We start from the raw sequence: 17,731 nt of genomic DNA, 5'->3' as shown, positions 1-17,731 counted from the left end.
CTGTTGAAAAGGGACAACTCAATTCATCCCAGGCAGTTTAACCTTGGGCTTCACGTCGTTCTGCACAACGGATGCCAACGGCGCGACCACTCCCTGGCTTTTGAGTAACTCGCCCATGGTCGCCTTGATTCGGTACTGAGTAAATAACTGAATGTTCTGGATTTCGGCCAGACGGCGCGAAGCCGTGAACAGTTCGTTTTCACTGTCGAGCAAATCCAGCAGGGTGCGCTCGCCGAGGCTGAACTGACGCTGGTACGCGGTACGCACCGAGGTGCTGTGATCGACGTACTGCTGCGCGATCGGCACTTGGGCGTTGGCGTTGTTCAAGGCGTTCCAGGCCAGACCGAGTTCTTCGTTCAACTGGCGCAAAGCGTTGTTGCGGATGTCCAGCGCCTGATTCGCCAGGTAGGACTTGGATTCCAGATCAGCCTTGTTGCTGCCACCCGAATACAGGTTGAAACGCATGCGCAGCATGGCCTGCCATTCGTTGTTGTGACCGTTCTGGCCGTCGAGGTCGTTGTCGGCAGAGCGGCCCAGTTCAGCGTCAAAGCGTGGGTAGAAGGTCGATTTGGCGGTGGCGTACTGCTTTTCGGCGGCAGCGATATCGGACTCGGCCGAGCGCAGGATCGGGCTGTTTTCCAGCATCTGCGCACGGGCTTCATTCAGGTTGGCAGGCAACAGCGCCATAAATGGAGCCGGGCGCTCAAGTTGGTCAGGCATCTGGCCAACGGCGCTGAGAAAGTTGGTTTCCGAGTCGGCGAGGTTAGTCTGCTCGGTGATCAGGTTGTTGCGTGCCTGGGCCATGCGCGCTTCGGCCTGATCGAGGTCAGCGCCGCTGCCGACACCGCGCTGGGTGCGCAACTGGATCTGGTCGAAAATGCGCTGGTGGCTCTTGAGGTTTTCCTCGGCCAGACGCACGAATTCGCGGCGCGTGAGCACGTCGAGGTAAACCTGGGCCACGGTCAGCCCGGTGCGCTCGGAGGTGCCGAGCAGGGAGTAGGCACGGGAGTTAACGGTGGCTTGTTGACGCCCTACTTCACTCGACGTCGCAAAACCGTCAAAAACCATTTGCGAGAGACGCAAACTTGACTCGCTGCGGTTCAGAGTTTCCCAGTGGTTGCTGTTTCCACCCGAGCGGGTCGTGACGCTGTCGGTGCCTTCACGGCCATAACCGCCGAGCAGATCGACCTTCGGCAGGTATCCACCTTTGGCCGCTCTTAACTGATAATCCGCAGCCAAACGACTGTTGACCCCGGCCTGGATTTCCGGATGGACATCCATTGCCTGTTGCATGGCTTCTGGTAGGGATTGTGCTTGTACGAAAGAGGCGGCGAGGACGAAAGGTAGAGCCTTGAACAGTTGCGAACGCATGGTAAATGTTTCCCAGAACTTCTTGTCGTGAATCACAGCAAATAAGGGTGCTGCGTCGGATGATGGCAACCGGAATGACCGTATGTCGGAAAGTTTAAATTCGGAACTGGATCACATGCTGTAGGACAGGTCGCCGCTTAAATATCAATGTGACATTAGTGGGACGATTGTTTAGGATGGCACCCATAAGGTCAATAGTTTGGCATAAACTTAATCGCGAAAAAATATAGCCAGATTATTGACGCAAATCAGCGTCAATCTTGTTTCGCACATTTTAAAAGTACGTCCAGACTGAATTGGCAAAGGCGCCCGTCAGCCTATGGAAGTCAACTGAACGTGATACCCCGGAGAGTCTTCAATGAGCAGTGTTGTTGCCATCGTCAAAAGCATTGTCGGTCAGGTTTTCGTGGTGTCCCCAGAGGGCATCCGCCGCATTCTCGTTGAAGGCGACAAGCTATACGCTGGCGATCGAATCGACACCGGCGTTTCCGGCGCCGTGTCGCTGGAACTGGCCGATGGCCGCACGCTCGATCTGGGCCGTGACACGCAGTGGAGCGCTGACGCTCCGGCCTCCAGCACCGATCTGGCAGAGGCCACCGCGCAAGCCGCGCCGTCGGTTGCTGAACTGCAGCAGGCCATCGCCGCCGGTGTCGACCCGACGACCGCGCTTGAAGCCACCGCTGCCGGCGCGACCGCCGTAGGGACTGGCGGTGCCGCCGGTGGTGGCCACAGCTTCGTGATGCTCGATGCAACCGCTGGCCGCGTCGATCCAACCATTGGTTTCCCGACCGCGGGTATCAACTCGGCCGGCCAGGCTGCGCTGGACATTACCGGCGGCCAGACCACCGACACCACCACCAACGCTGTGCGTGAGTCGACCCTGAGCCTCAGTGCCACGCCGACCATCACCGAAGCCGGCGGCGTGCTGGTGTACACCGCAACTCTGACTCAGGCGCCGCTGACCGACCTGACCATCACCCTGTCCAACGGCGCGGTGATCGTGATCCCCGCCGGCTCCACCACCGGCACCGTCAACGTACCGCTGGCGCCGAACGACACCGTTTATAACGATCCGACCCAGATCGACGTGACCGTCACCGGCACCACGGGCGGCAATGGCATCACCGTGACCCCGCCGACCACTCCGGCCGTGACTCAGGTCACCGACACCACCGACACCACCACCGTCACTCTGACCGCTGGCAACAGCGTCACCGAGGGTGGCCAGATCACCTACACCGCGACGCTGACCAACCCGGCGCAGACGCCGGTCACCGTCACCCTGTCGAACGGTTCGACGATCACCATCGGTGCCGGCCAGACCACCGGCACTGTCAACGTGCCGACGCCGGCGAATGACGTTTACAACAATGGCAGCACCGTCAGCACCACGATCACCGGCGCTACCGGCGCTACCGGCGGCAACTTTGAACAGTTGACCCCTGATCCGACGCCGGCCGTGACCACGATTGTCGATTCGGTCGACACCACCACCGTCACCCTGACCGCTGGCAACAGCGTCGTCGAAGGCGGACAGATCACCTATACCGCGACCCTGACCAACCCGGCGCAGACGCCGGTCACCGTCACGCTCTCCAACGGTTCGACCATCACCATTGGCGCCGGTCAAACCACTGGCACTGTCAACGTACCGACGCCAGCGAATGACGTTTACAACAACGGCAGCACCGTCAGCACCACGATCACTTCCGCCACTGGCGGCAACTTCGAAAACCTGGTGCCAAACCCGGCGCCAGCGACCACCACCATTACCGATTCGATCGACAACACCGGGCTGACCCTCACTGCCACCGGCACCGTCGTCGAGGGTGGTCAGATCACCTACACCGCAACCTTGACCAACGTTGCGCAGACTCCGGTAACCGTGACCTTGAGCAACGGCTCGGTCATCACCATCGAGGCTGGTAAAACCACTGGCAGCGTCAACGTACCGACTGCGGCCAATGACGTTTACAACAACGGCAGCACCGTTAGCACCACGATCACTTCCGCCACTGGCGGCAACTTCGAAAACCTGGTGCCAAATCCGGCGCCAGCGACCACCACCATCACCGATTCGAAAGACGACACTGGCCTGAGCTTGTCGGCATCGAGCGATGTGGCGGAAGGCGGTTCGATCGTTTACACCGCGACCCTGACCAATCCGGCTGGCACCCCAGTCACTGTGACGTTGAGCAACGGCGCGGTGATCACCATCGCCGCTGGCGCGACCACCGGCACCGTGAGCGTTCCAGCTCCGGCCGATGACGTCTATAAAGATGCTGGCAAAGTCGAAGCGACCATTTCGACGGCCACCGGTGGCAACTTCGAAAATCTGGTAACTGACCCGACGCCTGCGGTGACCAACGTTGCCGACACCATCGACACCTCGACCGTCAGCCTGACCGCCACCCCAACCGTGGCTGAAGGCGGCAACGTGGTCTACACCGCGTCCGTGACTGCACCGGTTACCGGTTCGCCAGTGGTCGTGACGCTGTCCAACGGCCAGACCATCACCATTCCGGTCGGTGCCAGCAGCGCCTCGGTGACCTTCGTTGCGCCTAACGATGCACTGGCCGGCGGCAGCTCTCTGAGCGTCAAGATCGACGACGCCAAGGGCGGCAACTACGAAAATCTGGCAGTGGATGGCAAACCGGCGGACACCTCGGTGACCGACGTCGTCGACACCACCAACCTGTCGCTGAGCGCGACCGGTTCCGTGGCTGAGGGTGGCTCGATTGTCTACACCGCAACCCTGACCAACGCCGCTGGCTCGCCAGTCACCGTGACCTTGTCGAACGGTGCTGTGATCACCATCGAGGCCGGCAAAACCACCGGCACCGTGACTGTTCCAGCACCAACCGATGACGTTTACAAAGACGCCGGTACCGTTCAGGCCACGATCAGCACCGCGACTGGCGGCAACTTCGAGAACCTGGTGCCAAGCACCACGCCAGCGGTTACCGAAGTGACCGACACCATTGATACTTCAACCGTCAAACTGACTGCCGATACAACTGTGGCTGAAGGTGGCACCGTCACTTACACCGCGACTGTCGGTGCGCCAGTAACCGGTTCGCCGGTTACTGTGACTTTGGCCAATGGCTCGACCATTACCATCGAAGTGGGTAAAACCACTGGCACCGTCACCACCGTCGCGCCGAACGACGCGCTGACCGGTCAGGCATCGCTGACCAACTCGATCACTGACGTGACGGGTGGCAACTTCGAGAACCTCGTAGCCGACAAAACTCCGGTGAGCACCACGGTCACCGACACCGTCGACACCACCAATCTGTCGCTCAGCGCGACTGGCTCCGTGGCCGAGGGTGGCCAGATCACCTACACCGCGACACTGACCAACGCCGCTGGCTCGCCTGTGACCGTAACGCTGAGCAATGGCTCGGTCATCACCATCGAGGCCGGCAAAACCACCGGCACCGTGACTGTTCCAGCGCCTGCCGATGACGTCTATAAAGACGCCGGCAACGTCGAAGCGACCATTACCGGCGCAACCGGCGGCAACTTCGAGAACCTGGTTCCGAGCACCGTTCCGGCCGTTACCGAAGTGACCGACACCATCGACACTTCGACCGTCAAACTGACTGCCGATACAACTGTGGCTGAAGGTGGCACCGTCACCTACACCGCGACTGTTGGTGCGCCAGTGACCGGTTCGCCGGTGACCGTGACCCTGGCCAATGGCTCGACCATTACCATCGGCGTCGGCCAGACCACCGGTACCGTGACCACCACCGCGCCGAATGATGCATTGACCGGTCAGGCATCGCTGACCAACTCGATCACCAACGTCAGCGGCGGTAACTACGAGAATCTCGTGGCTGACAAGACGCCGGTTTCGACCACAGTTACCGATACCGTCGACACCACCAATCTGTCGCTCAGCGCGACTGGTTCCGTGGCCGAGGGTGGCCAGATCACCTACACCGCAACCCTGACCAACGTCGCTGGCTCGCCTGTGACCGTGACGTTAAGCAACGGCTCGGTGATCACCATTGAGGCCGGCAAAACTACTGGCACCGTAACCGTTCCGGCCCCGGCGGATGACGTCTACAAAGATGCCGGTACCGTTCAGGCAACGATCACCACTGCCACCGGTGGCAACTTCGAGAACCTGGTGCCGAGCACCACGCCAGCCGTCACCGAAGTCACCGACACCATCGATACTTCGACCGTCAAACTGACTGCCGACACGACTGTGGCCGAGGGTGGCACCGTCACTTACACCGCAACTGTCGGTGCACCAGTCACCGGTTCGCCGGTGACCGTGACCCTGGCCAACGGCTCGACCATCACCATCGGCGTCGGCCAGACCACCGGCACCGTGACCACCGTCGCGCCGAACGACGCGCTGAACGGTCAGGCATCGCTGACCAACTCGATCACTGGCGTGACGGGCGGCAACTTCGAGAATCTGGTCGCCGACAAAACACCGGTTTCGACCACAGTTACAGACACCGTCGACACCACCAACCTCTCGCTCAGCGCGACCGGTTCTGTGGCCGAGGGCGGTTCGATTGTCTACACCGCCACGCTGACCAACGCTGCTGGCTCGCCAGTGACCGTAACTTTGTCGAACGGCGCTGTGATCACTATCGACGCCGGCAAAACCACCGGCACCGTGACCGTTCCTGCGCCTGCCGATGACGTCTATAAAGACGCCGGCAACGTCGAAGCGACCATTACCGGCGCAACCGGCGGCAACTTCGAGAACTTGGTTCCGAGCACCGTTCCGGCCGTTACCGAAGTGACCGACACCATCGACACTTCGACCGTCAAACTGACTGCCGATACAACTGTGGCTGAAGGTGGCACCGTCACCTACACCGCGACTGTTGGCGCGCCAGTAACCGGCTCGCCTGTCACCGTAACCTTGGCCAATGGCTCGACCATTACCATCGAAGTGGGTAAAACCACCGGCACCGTGACCACCACCGCGCCGAACGATGCGTTGACCGGTCAGGCATCGCTGACCAATTCGATCACTGGCGTGACGGGCGGCAACTTCGAAAACCTCGTAGCCGACAAAACTCCGGTCAGCACTACAGTTACCGACACCGTCGACACCACCAATCTGTCTCTGAGCGCGACTGGTTCCGTGGCCGAGGGTGGCTCGATCATCTACACCGCAACCCTGACTAATGCCGCTGGCTCGCCAGTCACCGTGACCTTGTCGAACGGTGCTGTGATCACTATCGATGCCGGCAAAACCACTGGCACCGTGACCGTTCCAGCTCCATCCGACGACGTCTACAAAGACGCCGGTAGCGTGCAGGCAACCATCAGCACTGCCACCGGCGGCAACTTCGAGAACCTGGTGCCGAGCACTGTTCCTGCTGTCACCGAAGTCACCGACACCATCGACACTTCGACCGTCAAACTGACTGCCGATACAACTGTGGCTGAAGGTGGCACCGTCACCTACACCGCGACTGTTGGCGCGCCAGTCACCGGTTCGCCAGTCACCGTGACCCTGGCCAATGGCTCGACCATTACCATCGGCGTCGGCCAGACCACCGGTACCGTGACCACCACCGCGCCGAATGATGCGCTGACCGGTCAGGCATCGCTGACCAACTCGATCACTGGCGTGACGGGTGGCAACTTCGAGAACCTCGTAGCCGACAAAACTCCGGTCTCCACCACCGTTACTGACACCGTCGACACCACCAACCTGTCGCTCAGCGCCACTGGTTCCGTGGCCGAGGGTGGCTCGATCATCTACACCGCGACACTGACCAACGCCGCTGGCTCGCCTGTGACCGTGACGCTGAGCAATGGCTCGGTCATCACCATCGAGGCCGGTAAAACCACCGGCACCGTGACTGTTCCAGCGCCTGCCGATGACGTCTACAAAGACGCAGGCGCCGTGCAGGCCACGATCAGCACCGCTACTGGCGGCAACTTCGAAAACCTGGTGCCAAGCACCGTTCCGGCTGTCACCGAAGTCACCGACACCATCGACACTTCGACCGTCAAACTGACTGCCGATACAACTGTGGCTGAAGGCGGCACCGTCACCTACACCGCGACTGTCGGCGCGCCAGTAACCGGTTCGCCAGTCACCGTAACCCTGGCCAATGGCTCGACCATCAACATCGGCGTCGGCCAGACCACCGGCACCGTGACCACCACCGCGCCCAATGATGCGCTGACCGGCAACGCCCCTCTGACCAACTCGATCACCAATGTGACTGGCGGCAACTACGAAAACCTCGTGGCGGATAAAACCCCTGTCAGCACCACCGTGACCGACACGGTCGACACCACCAACTTGTCGCTGAGCGCCACCGGTTCCATGGCCGAGGGTGGCCAGATCACCTACACCGCGACGCTGACCAACGCTGCCGGCTCGCCGGTTACCGTGACCTTGTCGAACGGCGCCGTCATCACCATCGACGCCGGCAAAACCACTGGCACCGTGACCGTTCCTGCACCATCCGACGACGTCTACAAAGACGCCGGTAGCGTGCAGGCAACCATCAGCACCGCCACCGGTGGCAACTTCGAGAACCTGGTGCCAAGCACCGTTCCAGCCGTCACCGAAGTCACCGACACCGTCGATACCTCGACCGTTTCGCTGAGCGCCACCGCGAACGTCGCCGAAGGCGAAACCGTGGTTTACACCGCGACCGTGACCGCACCAGTAACCGGCTCGCCGGTTGTCGTCACGCTGTCCAACGGCCAGACAATCACTATCGCCGTCGGCGAAACCACTGGCAGCGTCAACTTCGTCGCGCCGAACAGCCCATTGGCTGGCGGCAGCTCGCTGAGCGTCACCATTGACGGCGCCACTGGCGGCAACTACGAAAAACTGGTGACGGACGGCAAGCCAGCCGACACCTCGGTTTCCGATACCAACGACACCACCAACCTGAACCTGACCGCCAGCGACTCGGTGGCTGAAGGTGGTTCGATCGTCTACACCGCGACCTTGACCAACCCGGCCGGTACGCCGGTCACCGTCACTCTGTCGAACGGTGCTGTCATTACCATCGAAGCGGGCAAAACCACCGGCACGGTTACCGTTCCGGCGCCAGCCGATGACGTTTACAAGGATGCGGGCAAAGTCGAAGCGACCATTTCGACGGCCACTGGCGGCAACTTCGAGAACCTGGTGCCGAGTACTGTTCCGGCGGTCACTAACGTCACCGATACCATCGACACCACGACGGTCAAACTGACCGCGACTGAGTCGGCGGCTGAAGGTGGTGTGGTTACTTACACCGCGACTGTAGGCGCACCGGTTACTGGTTCGCCGGTCACCGTGACGCTGGCCAACGGTCAAAACATCACCATCGAAGTGGGCAAAACCACTGGCACGGTGAACTTCGTTGCACCGAACGATGCGCTGGCCGGTCATGCACCGATCACCAACTCGATCACCAACGTGACGGGCGGCAACTTCGAAAACCTCGTTGCGGACAAGACTCCGGTCAGCACCACCGTCACCGATACCGTCGACACCACTAATCTGTCGCTCAGCGCTACCGATTCCGTGGCTGAAGGCGGTTCGATCATCTACACCGCAACACTGACTAACGTCGCTGGCTCGCCTGTGACCGTGACGCTGTCGAACGGTGCTGTGATCACTATCGATGCCGGCAAAACCACTGGCACCGTGACCGTTCCAGCACCAACCGATGACGTTTACAAAGACGCCGGCAGCGTGCAGGCCACGATCAGCACCGCTACTGGCGGCAACTTCGAAAACCTGGTGCCAAGCACCGTTCCGGCTGTTACCGAAGTTACTGACACTATCGACACTTCGACGGTGAAACTGACTGCCGATACAACTGTGGCTGAAGGTGGCACCGTCACCTACACCGCGACTGTCGGCGCGCCAGTCACCGGTTCGCCAGTCACCGTAACCCTGGCCAATGGCTCGACCATTACCATCGAAGTGGGTAAAACCACTGGCACCGTCACCACCGTCGCGCCGAACGACGCGCTGACCGGTCAGGCATCGCTGACCAACTCGATCACTGGCGTGACGGGCGGCAACTACGAGAATCTGGTCGCCGACAAAACACCGGTTTCGACCACAGTTACAGACACCGTCGACACCACCAACCTCTCGCTCAGCGCGACCGGTTCCGTGGCAGAGGGTGGCCAGATTACTTACACCGCGACACTGACCAACGCGGCTGGCTCGCCAGTCACCGTGACCTTGTCGAACGGTGCTGTCATCACCATCGACGCCGGCAAAACCACTGGCACCGTGACCGTCCCAGCGCCATCCGACGACGTCTACAAAGACGCCGGTAGCGTGCAGGCCACGATCAGCACCGCCACCGGTGGCAATTTCGAAAACCTGGTGCCAAGCACAACGCCAGCCGTGACCAGCGTCACCGACACCATCGACACCACCGGCGTGAAGCTGACTGCAACCGGCACCGTGGCCGAAGGCGGCACCGTCACTTACACCGCGACCGTCGGTGCTCCTGTGACTGGCTCGCCGGTTGTGGTGACTTTGGCCAACGGCCAGACCATCACCATCGGCGTCGGCCAGACCACTGGCACCGCGACCACTACCGCGTCGAACGATGCGCTGACCGGTCACGCACCGATCACCAACTCGATCACGGGCGTGACTGGCGGCAACTTCGAAAACCTCGTGGCCGATAAGACGCCGGTCAGCACCACCGTCACCGACACCGTCGACACCACCAACCTGTCGCTCAGCGCGACCGGTTCCGTGGCAGAGGGTGGCCAGATTACTTACACCGCGACACTGACCAACGCGGCTGGCTCGCCAGTCACCGTGACCTTGTCGAACGGTGCTGTCATCACCATCGACGCCGGCAAAACCACCGGCACCGTGACCGTCCCAGCACCATCCGACGACGTCTACAAAGACGCCGGCAGCGTGCAGGCAACCATCAGCACTGCCACCGGTGGCAATTTCGAAAACCTGGTACCAAGCACCGTTCCGGCTGTTACCGAAGTTACTGACACTATCGACACTTCGACGGTGAAACTGACGGCCGACACGACCGTCGCTGAAGGTGGCACCGTCACCTACACCGCGACTGTTGGCGCGCCAGTCACCGGTTCGCCTGTCACCGTAACCTTGGCCAATGGCTCGACCATTACCATCGGCGTTGGCCAGACCACTGGCACCGCGACCACTACCGCGTCGAACGATGCGTTGACCGGTCACGCACCGATCACCAATTCGATCACCACCGTGACCGGTGGCAACTTCGAAAATCTCGTAGCCGACAAGACTCCGGTCAGCACCACTGTGACCGACACCGTCGACACCACTAACCTGTCGCTGAGCGCAACCGGTTCCGTGGCCGAGGGTGGCTCGATTGTTTACACCGCGATGCTGACCAACGCCGCTGGCTCGCCAGTCACCGTGACCTTGTCGAACGGCGCTGTCATCACCATCGACGCCGGCAAAACCACTGGCACCGTGACCGTTCCAGCCCCATCCGACGACGTCTACAAAGACGCCGGCAGCGTGCAGGCCACGATCAGCACCGCCACCGGTGGCAACTTCGAAAACCTGGTACCAAGCACCGTTCCGGCTGTTACCGAAGTTACTGACACTATCGACACTTCGACGGTGAAACTGACGGCCGACACGACCGTCGCTGAAGGTGGCACCGTCACCTACACCGCGACTGTTGGCGCGCCAGTCACCGGTTCGCCTGTCACCGTAACCTTGGCCAATGGCTCGACCATTACCATCGGCGTTGGCCAGACCACTGGCACCGCGACCACTACCGCGTCGAACGATGCGTTGACCGGTCACGCACCGATCACCAATTCGATCACCACCGTGACCGGTGGCAACTTCGAAAATCTCGTAGCCGACAAGACTCCGGTCAGCACCACTGTGACCGACACCGTCGACACCACTAACCTGTCGCTGAGCGCAACCGGTTCCGTGGCCGAGGGTGGCTCGATTGTTTACACCGCGATGCTGACCAACGCCGCTGGCTCGCCAGTCACCGTGACCTTGTCGAACGGCGCTGTCATCACCATCGACGCCGGCAAAACCACTGGCACCGTGACCGTTCCAGCCCCATCCGACGACGTCTACAAAGACGCCGGTACCGTGCAGGCCACGATCAGCACCGCCACCGGTGGCAATTTCGAAAACCTGGTACCAAGCACAACGCCAGCCGTGACCAGCGTCACCGACACCATCGACACCACGGGCGTGAAGCTGACTGCAACCGGCACCGTGGCTGAAGGCGGCACCGTCACTTACACCGCGACTGTCGGCGCGCCTGTGACTGGCTCGCCAGTGACCGTGACCCTGGCTAACGGCCAGACCATCACCATCGGTGTTGGCCAGACTACTGGCACCGCGACAGCTACCGCGTCGAACGATGCGTTGACCGGTCATGCACCGATTACCAACTCGATCACCAACGTGACCGGCGGCAACTTCGAAAACCTCGTGGCCGACAAGACTCCGGTCAGCACCACTGTGACCGACACCGTCGACACCACTAACTTGTCGCTCAGCGCGACCGGTTCTGTGGCCGAGGGCGGTTCGATTGTCTATACCGCAACCCTGACCAACGCCGCTGGTTCACCAGTCACAGTGACTCTGAGCAACGGCGCTGTCATCACCATCGACGCCGGCAAAACCACCGGCACCGTGACCGTCCCAGCACCATCCGACGACGTCTACAAAGACGCCGGCACCGTACAGGCCACGATCAGCACAGCCACCGGTGGCAACTTCGAAAACCTAGTCCCAAGCACCACACCAGCCGTGACCAGCGTCACCGACACCATCGACACCACTGGCGTGAAGCTGACGGCAACCGGCACCGTGGCTGAAGGCGGCACCGTCACTTACACCGCCACCGTCGGTGCTCCAGTGACCGGCTCGCCTGTTGTGGTGACGTTGGCCAACGGCCAGACCATCACCATCGGCGTTGGCCAGACCACTGGCACCGCGACCACTACCGCATCGAACGATGCGCTGACCGGTCATGCACCGATCACCAACTCGATCACCACCGTAACCGGTGGCAACTTCGAAAACCTCGTAGCAGACAAGACGCCAGTCAGCACTACCGTGACCGACACCGTCGACACCACCAACCTGTCGCTGACCGCTACCAATTCGGTCGCCGAGGGTGGTTCGATCATCTACACCGCGACGTTGACCAACGCTGCTGGCTCGCCAGTCACCGTGACCTTGTCGAACGGTGCTGTGATCACCATCGATGCCGGCAAAACCACTGGCACCGTGTCTGTCCCTGCTCCGGCAGACGACGTCTACAAAGACGCCGGAACCGTGCAGGCAACAATCAGCACCGCCACCGGTGGCAATTTCGAAAACCTGGTGCCAAGCACCACGCCAGCCGTCACCAGCGTCACCGACACCATCGACACCACGGGCGTGAAGCTGACGGCAACCGGCACCGTAGCCGAGGGCGGCACCGTCACTTACACCGCTACCGTCGGTGCTCCAGTGACCGGCTCGCCTGTTGTCGTGACTCTGGCCAACGGCCAGACCATCACCATCGGCGTCGGCCAAACCACTGGCACCGCGACAGCTACCGCGTCGAACGATGCGCTGACCGGTCATGCACCGATCACCAACTCGATCACCACCGTGACCGGGGGCAATTTCGAAAACCTTGTGGCGGACAAGACTCCGGTCAGCACCACCGTGACCGACACCGTCGACACCACTAACTTGTCGCTCAGTGCGACCGGTTCCGTGGCCGAGGGTGGCCAGATCACTTACACCGCGACGTTGACCAACGCTGCTGGCTCGCCAGTGACGGTGACCCTGAGCAACGGCGCCGTGATTACTATCGAAGCGGGCAAAACCACCGGCACTGTGACCGTCCCTGCCCCGACTGACGACGTCTACAAAGACGCCGGTAGCGTGCAGGCAACCATCAGCACCGCCACCGGTGGCAACTTCGAAAACCTGGTACCAAGCACCACGCCAGCCGTCACCAGCGTCACCGACACCATCGACACCACGGGCGTGAAACTGACTGCAACCGGCACCGTGGCTGAAGGCGGCACCGTCACATACACCGCTACCGTCGGTGCTCCAGTGACCGGCTCGCCTGTTGTCGTGACTCTGGCCAACGGCCAGACCATCACCATCGGCGTCGGCCAAACCACTGGCACCGCGACCACCACCGCGTCGAACGATGCGCTGACCGGTCATGCACCGATCACCAACTCGATCACCACCGTGACCGGGGGCAACTTCGAAAACCTCGTTGCGGACAAGACTCCGGTCAGCACCACCGTGACCGACACCGTCGACACCACCAACCTGTCGCTGACCGCTACCAATTCGGTCGCCGAGGGCGGTTCGATTGTCTACACCGCCACCCTGACCAACGCGGCTGGCTCGCCAGTCACCGTGACTCTGTCGAACGGCGCAGTGATCACCATCGACGCAGGCAAAACCACCGGCACCGTGTCTGTCCCTGCTCCGGCAGACGACGTCTACAAAGACGCCGGAACCGTGCAGGCAACAATCAGCACCGCCACCGGTGGCAACTTCGAAAAGCTGGTCCCAAGCACAACACCAGCCGTGACCAATGTCACCGACACCATCGACACTGCTCAAGTCAGCATCACTGGCAGCACCTCGGTGACCGAAGGCCAGACCGCCAGCTACACCGTCAGCCTGACCCACCCGGCACAGACCGACGTGACGCTGAAAATCGTCTACAGCGGCACCGCCGCCGACGGTTCGGACTTCACCGGTGTGTACACCGTGAAGATCCCGGCAGGCGCGAGCACCGCGACCTTCAACGTCGCGACCATCGATGACAAGATCACCGAAGGCACCGAGAACTTCGTGGTCAAGATCGATTCGGCGACGGGCGGCAACTTCGAAAATCTTGCGGTCAGCGCCACCAATGGCAGCGTCAGTACCTCGATCATCGACAACGATGCGCCGCCGGTCATTGACCTCGATGCCAACAATTCCAGCGGCGCTACCGGTGCCGATTACAAGGTGACCTTCACCGAAAATACCCCGGGCGCGGGCGTGTCGATTGCCGACACCGATCTGAAGATCACCGACCCGGACAGCACTATGCTGACCGGCGCGACCGTGGTGCTGACCAACCGTCAGGACGGCGATGCGCTGAACCTCGGCAACAGCGTCAACGGCATCACCATTAATGCCAACAGCACCAACGGCACCGTGACCTTGACGCTGTCGGGCAACGCGACGCTCGCTGACTACATGCAGGCGATCAAGAACATCAGCTTCACCAACAGCAGTGACGACCCGAGCACCGTGCCGCGGATCATTACCGTGACCGTGACTGATGGCAGCAACTACTCCAACACCGCGACCACCATGGTTAACGTGGTGGCAGTCAACGACGCGCCGGTGGCTGCACCGCTCAACGTCACCGGCACCGAAGACACACCGCTGATCCTCGGCTGGTCGACCTTCGGCGTCAGTGACGTCGACAGCCCGGCCGCCAGTCTCGGCGTGAAAATCACCCAGCTGCCGGGCGAAGGCAAACTGCAGTATCTGGACGGTTCGACCTGGAAAGACGTGGCCAACAATCAGACCTTCAGCAAGGCTGATATCGACGCCGGCAAACTGCGCTTCATGCCGGATGCCAACGAGTCGGGTGTCAACGGTTACGGCGGCAACGGTCTGGGCAACAACCAGGCTGACTACGCGCAGATCAAATTCCAGCCAACCGATGGCCAGGCGCTGGGCAACACCGGCACGATCAAGATCGACATCACGCCAGTGGCGGATGCTCCGACTCTGAACGTCGCTGATAACAGCGTGAAATCCACCGGGCTGATCAAGGAAGTCTGGACCGGTCTGTCGGGCCTCGGCACCAACGGCAATGGTGCAGATTCGACCACGCTGAAAAACGTGATCGACGGCGCAGGTAAGCCGAACTCCAGTGGGACAGTGAACAACGTGCAGTCCGATGGCAGCGTGACTGCGGGCACCGCGTCGAAAACTTCCGGCCTGATTTACCTCGAAGCCGGCAAGACCTACACCTTCAGCGGCATCGCCGATGACAGCCTGTTGATCACCATTGGTGGCAAGAACGTGGCCTCGGGTACCTGGGGCGCGGGCGGCGCGATCAACGGTTCGTTCACCCCGACCACCAGCGGCTACTACACGCTGGACATCTACCACCACAACCAGAGCGGCCCTGGTAGCTATAACGTTGACCTGTCGGTAAATGGCAGCACGCCGATCGACCTGAGCAGCGCCGGCGTGCCGCTGTACACCGGCGTGAAGGATCTGGCGAACGCCGGTGTGACCGTGTCGGATCTGCACGGCACTAATGGCGAAGGTTATTACGACGGCTACAAACTCAACACAGGCGCCGAAGGCACCACGGTGAAACTGTCGTCGATCAGCACTGCGCTGACCGACACCGACGGTTCGGAAACCCTGAGCATCAAGATCAGCGGCGCGCCGGTCGGCTCGGTCCTCAGCGACGGCGCAGGCCACAGCTTCACCGTGACCGCGAGCAACGGCGAAGCCAACGTCACCGGCTGGAACCTCGGCAGCCTGACCGTGACCCCGCCGACGTATTACAACGGCCAGTTCAACCTGACCGTGACCTCGACTTCGACCGAAGCCGTCGGCGGATCGGCCAGCAGCACTGCGACCATCCCGGTCACCGTGGTGCCAGCGGTGTACAACGCCATCACTGCCACCTCGGCTGACGACACTGTCGTCGGCACCGATGGCAACGACATCGTCGTCGCCGACATCGGTGGCCTGACCGTGGTGCCGGGCACCAACTACAACATCGCGTTCATGGTCGACAGCTCGGGCAGCATGAGCGCTTCGTCGCTGAACGCGGCCAAGGACTCGCTGACGTCGGTGTTCAACACCCTCAAGCAAAGCATGGGCGGCAACTCGGGCACGGTGAACATCTTCCTGGTGGACTTCGATACCCAGGTCAAACAGTCGGTGTCGGTGAACCTCAACGATCCGAACGCCCTGACCAAGCTCAAGGCAGTGTTGGACTCTATGTCGTCCGGCGGCGGCACCAACTATGAAGACGTGTTCAAAACCACGGCCAACTTCTTCCAGAGCGCTGAAGCGGTTGCCAACACCGGGGCGAAGAACCTCACGTACTTCATCACCGATGGCCAGCCGACCTACTACCAGACCGGCGAGTCGACAAATCCGTACCTGTACGGCAATAAAACTCTCGACAGCCTGATCACTACCGCCAACTACAAGTTGGGTACCGCGGTCAGCCTGACTCCGGACAGCACGCACCAGATTGATATCACTGCAGCGGGTGCTGTGACGGTCTGGACCAAGTCGGGTAACAGCTGGTCGTATCAGAACTTCGGCACGTTGCATGCTCAGGGCGACGGAACCTTTGAGTTCTCCGGCCTGGCGGGCACTGGTAGCAGCACCGATTACTACACCACCAGCAACTCCGGCAGCAGCTTCACCTTGCTGAGCAATCTGTCGAACGTCGAAGCCATCGGCCTCAACAGCGGTGTCAGCCTCAACGACCTGAAACCGTACGATTCGGACAAGACGCCGCAAACCAACATCGATCCGAAGGACCTGGCCAACTCGATCATCGGGCACACCGAAGCGACGCTGCCGGGTTCCGACACGGTCAATGGCGGCGACGGCAACGACATCCTGTTTGGCGATCTGGTGAGCTTCAACGGCATTGCTGGCGAGGGTTATCAGGCGATGCAGGCGTTCGTCGCCAAGGAAACCGGCGTCGATGTCAGCAAAGTCACCACCAGCAACGTGCACCAGTACATCACCGAGCACTATCAGGCGTTCGATGTGTCCGGTGCGCACGATGGCAACGACACGCTGCTGGGCGGCGCGGGCAATGACATCCTGTTCGGCGCAGGCGGTAACGACACGCTCGACGGCGGCAAGGGCAATGACATTCTGCTCGGCGGCACTGGCAATGACACGCTGATGGGTGGGCCGGGTAACGACATCCTGATCGGTGGATCCGGTGGCGACACCTTCGTCTGGAAATCCGGTGACACCGGCAACGACGTGATCAAAGACTTCAAGGCCAGCGAAGGTGACCGTATCGACCTGCGCGATCTGCTGCAAGGCGAGACCGGCAGCACCATCGACAACTTCCTCAAGATCAGCACGGTCGACGGCGTGTCGTCGCTGCAAGTCAGCTCGGGCGGCAAGTTCAACTCGGCCGACGCGGCAGCCGCCACGCCAGACGTGACGATCAAACTGGAAGGCAACAACTGGTCGAGCGCCAACATTCACAACTTGATCGCGGGTAGCGACCCGACCATCAAGGTCGATCACAACAACAGCTGATGCATGAACATACGGCCGCCCCAATGGGGCGGCCGTCACGTTTGCGTCCGTCGCCCCGGT

2 protein-coding genes are annotated in these 17,731 nt (G+C 61.2%); one reads left to right on the top strand and one right to left on the bottom strand.

Annotation, left to right across the window (positions count from 1 at the left end):
* Positions 1 to 18 precede the first annotated feature (18 nt).
* A complete protein-coding gene (locus ACP7EE_RS00075; protein ID WP_426232647.1) occupies positions 19 to 1,371 on the bottom strand; it encodes a TolC family outer membrane protein in 1,353 nt (450 codons plus the stop codon).
* Positions 1,372 to 1,729: 358 nt separating this feature from the next.
* On the opposite strand from ACP7EE_RS00075, the gene ACP7EE_RS00070 reads away from it, so the two are divergent.
* On the top strand, positions 1,730 to 17,671 hold the full coding sequence (locus ACP7EE_RS00070; protein WP_426232645.1) for a LapA family giant adhesin: 15,942 nt from the start codon (positions 1,730 to 1,732) through the stop codon (positions 17,669 to 17,671).
* The last annotated feature ends 60 nt before the right edge of the window (positions 17,672 to 17,731 follow it).

Source organism: Pseudomonas sp. TWP3-2 (assembly GCF_049897765.1).
In the GTDB taxonomy this organism is placed as follows: domain Bacteria; phylum Pseudomonadota; class Gammaproteobacteria; order Pseudomonadales; family Pseudomonadaceae; genus Aquipseudomonas.
Note: the sequence above shows the minus strand (reverse complement) of the source record. Positions and strands in the feature narration are given on the sequence as shown.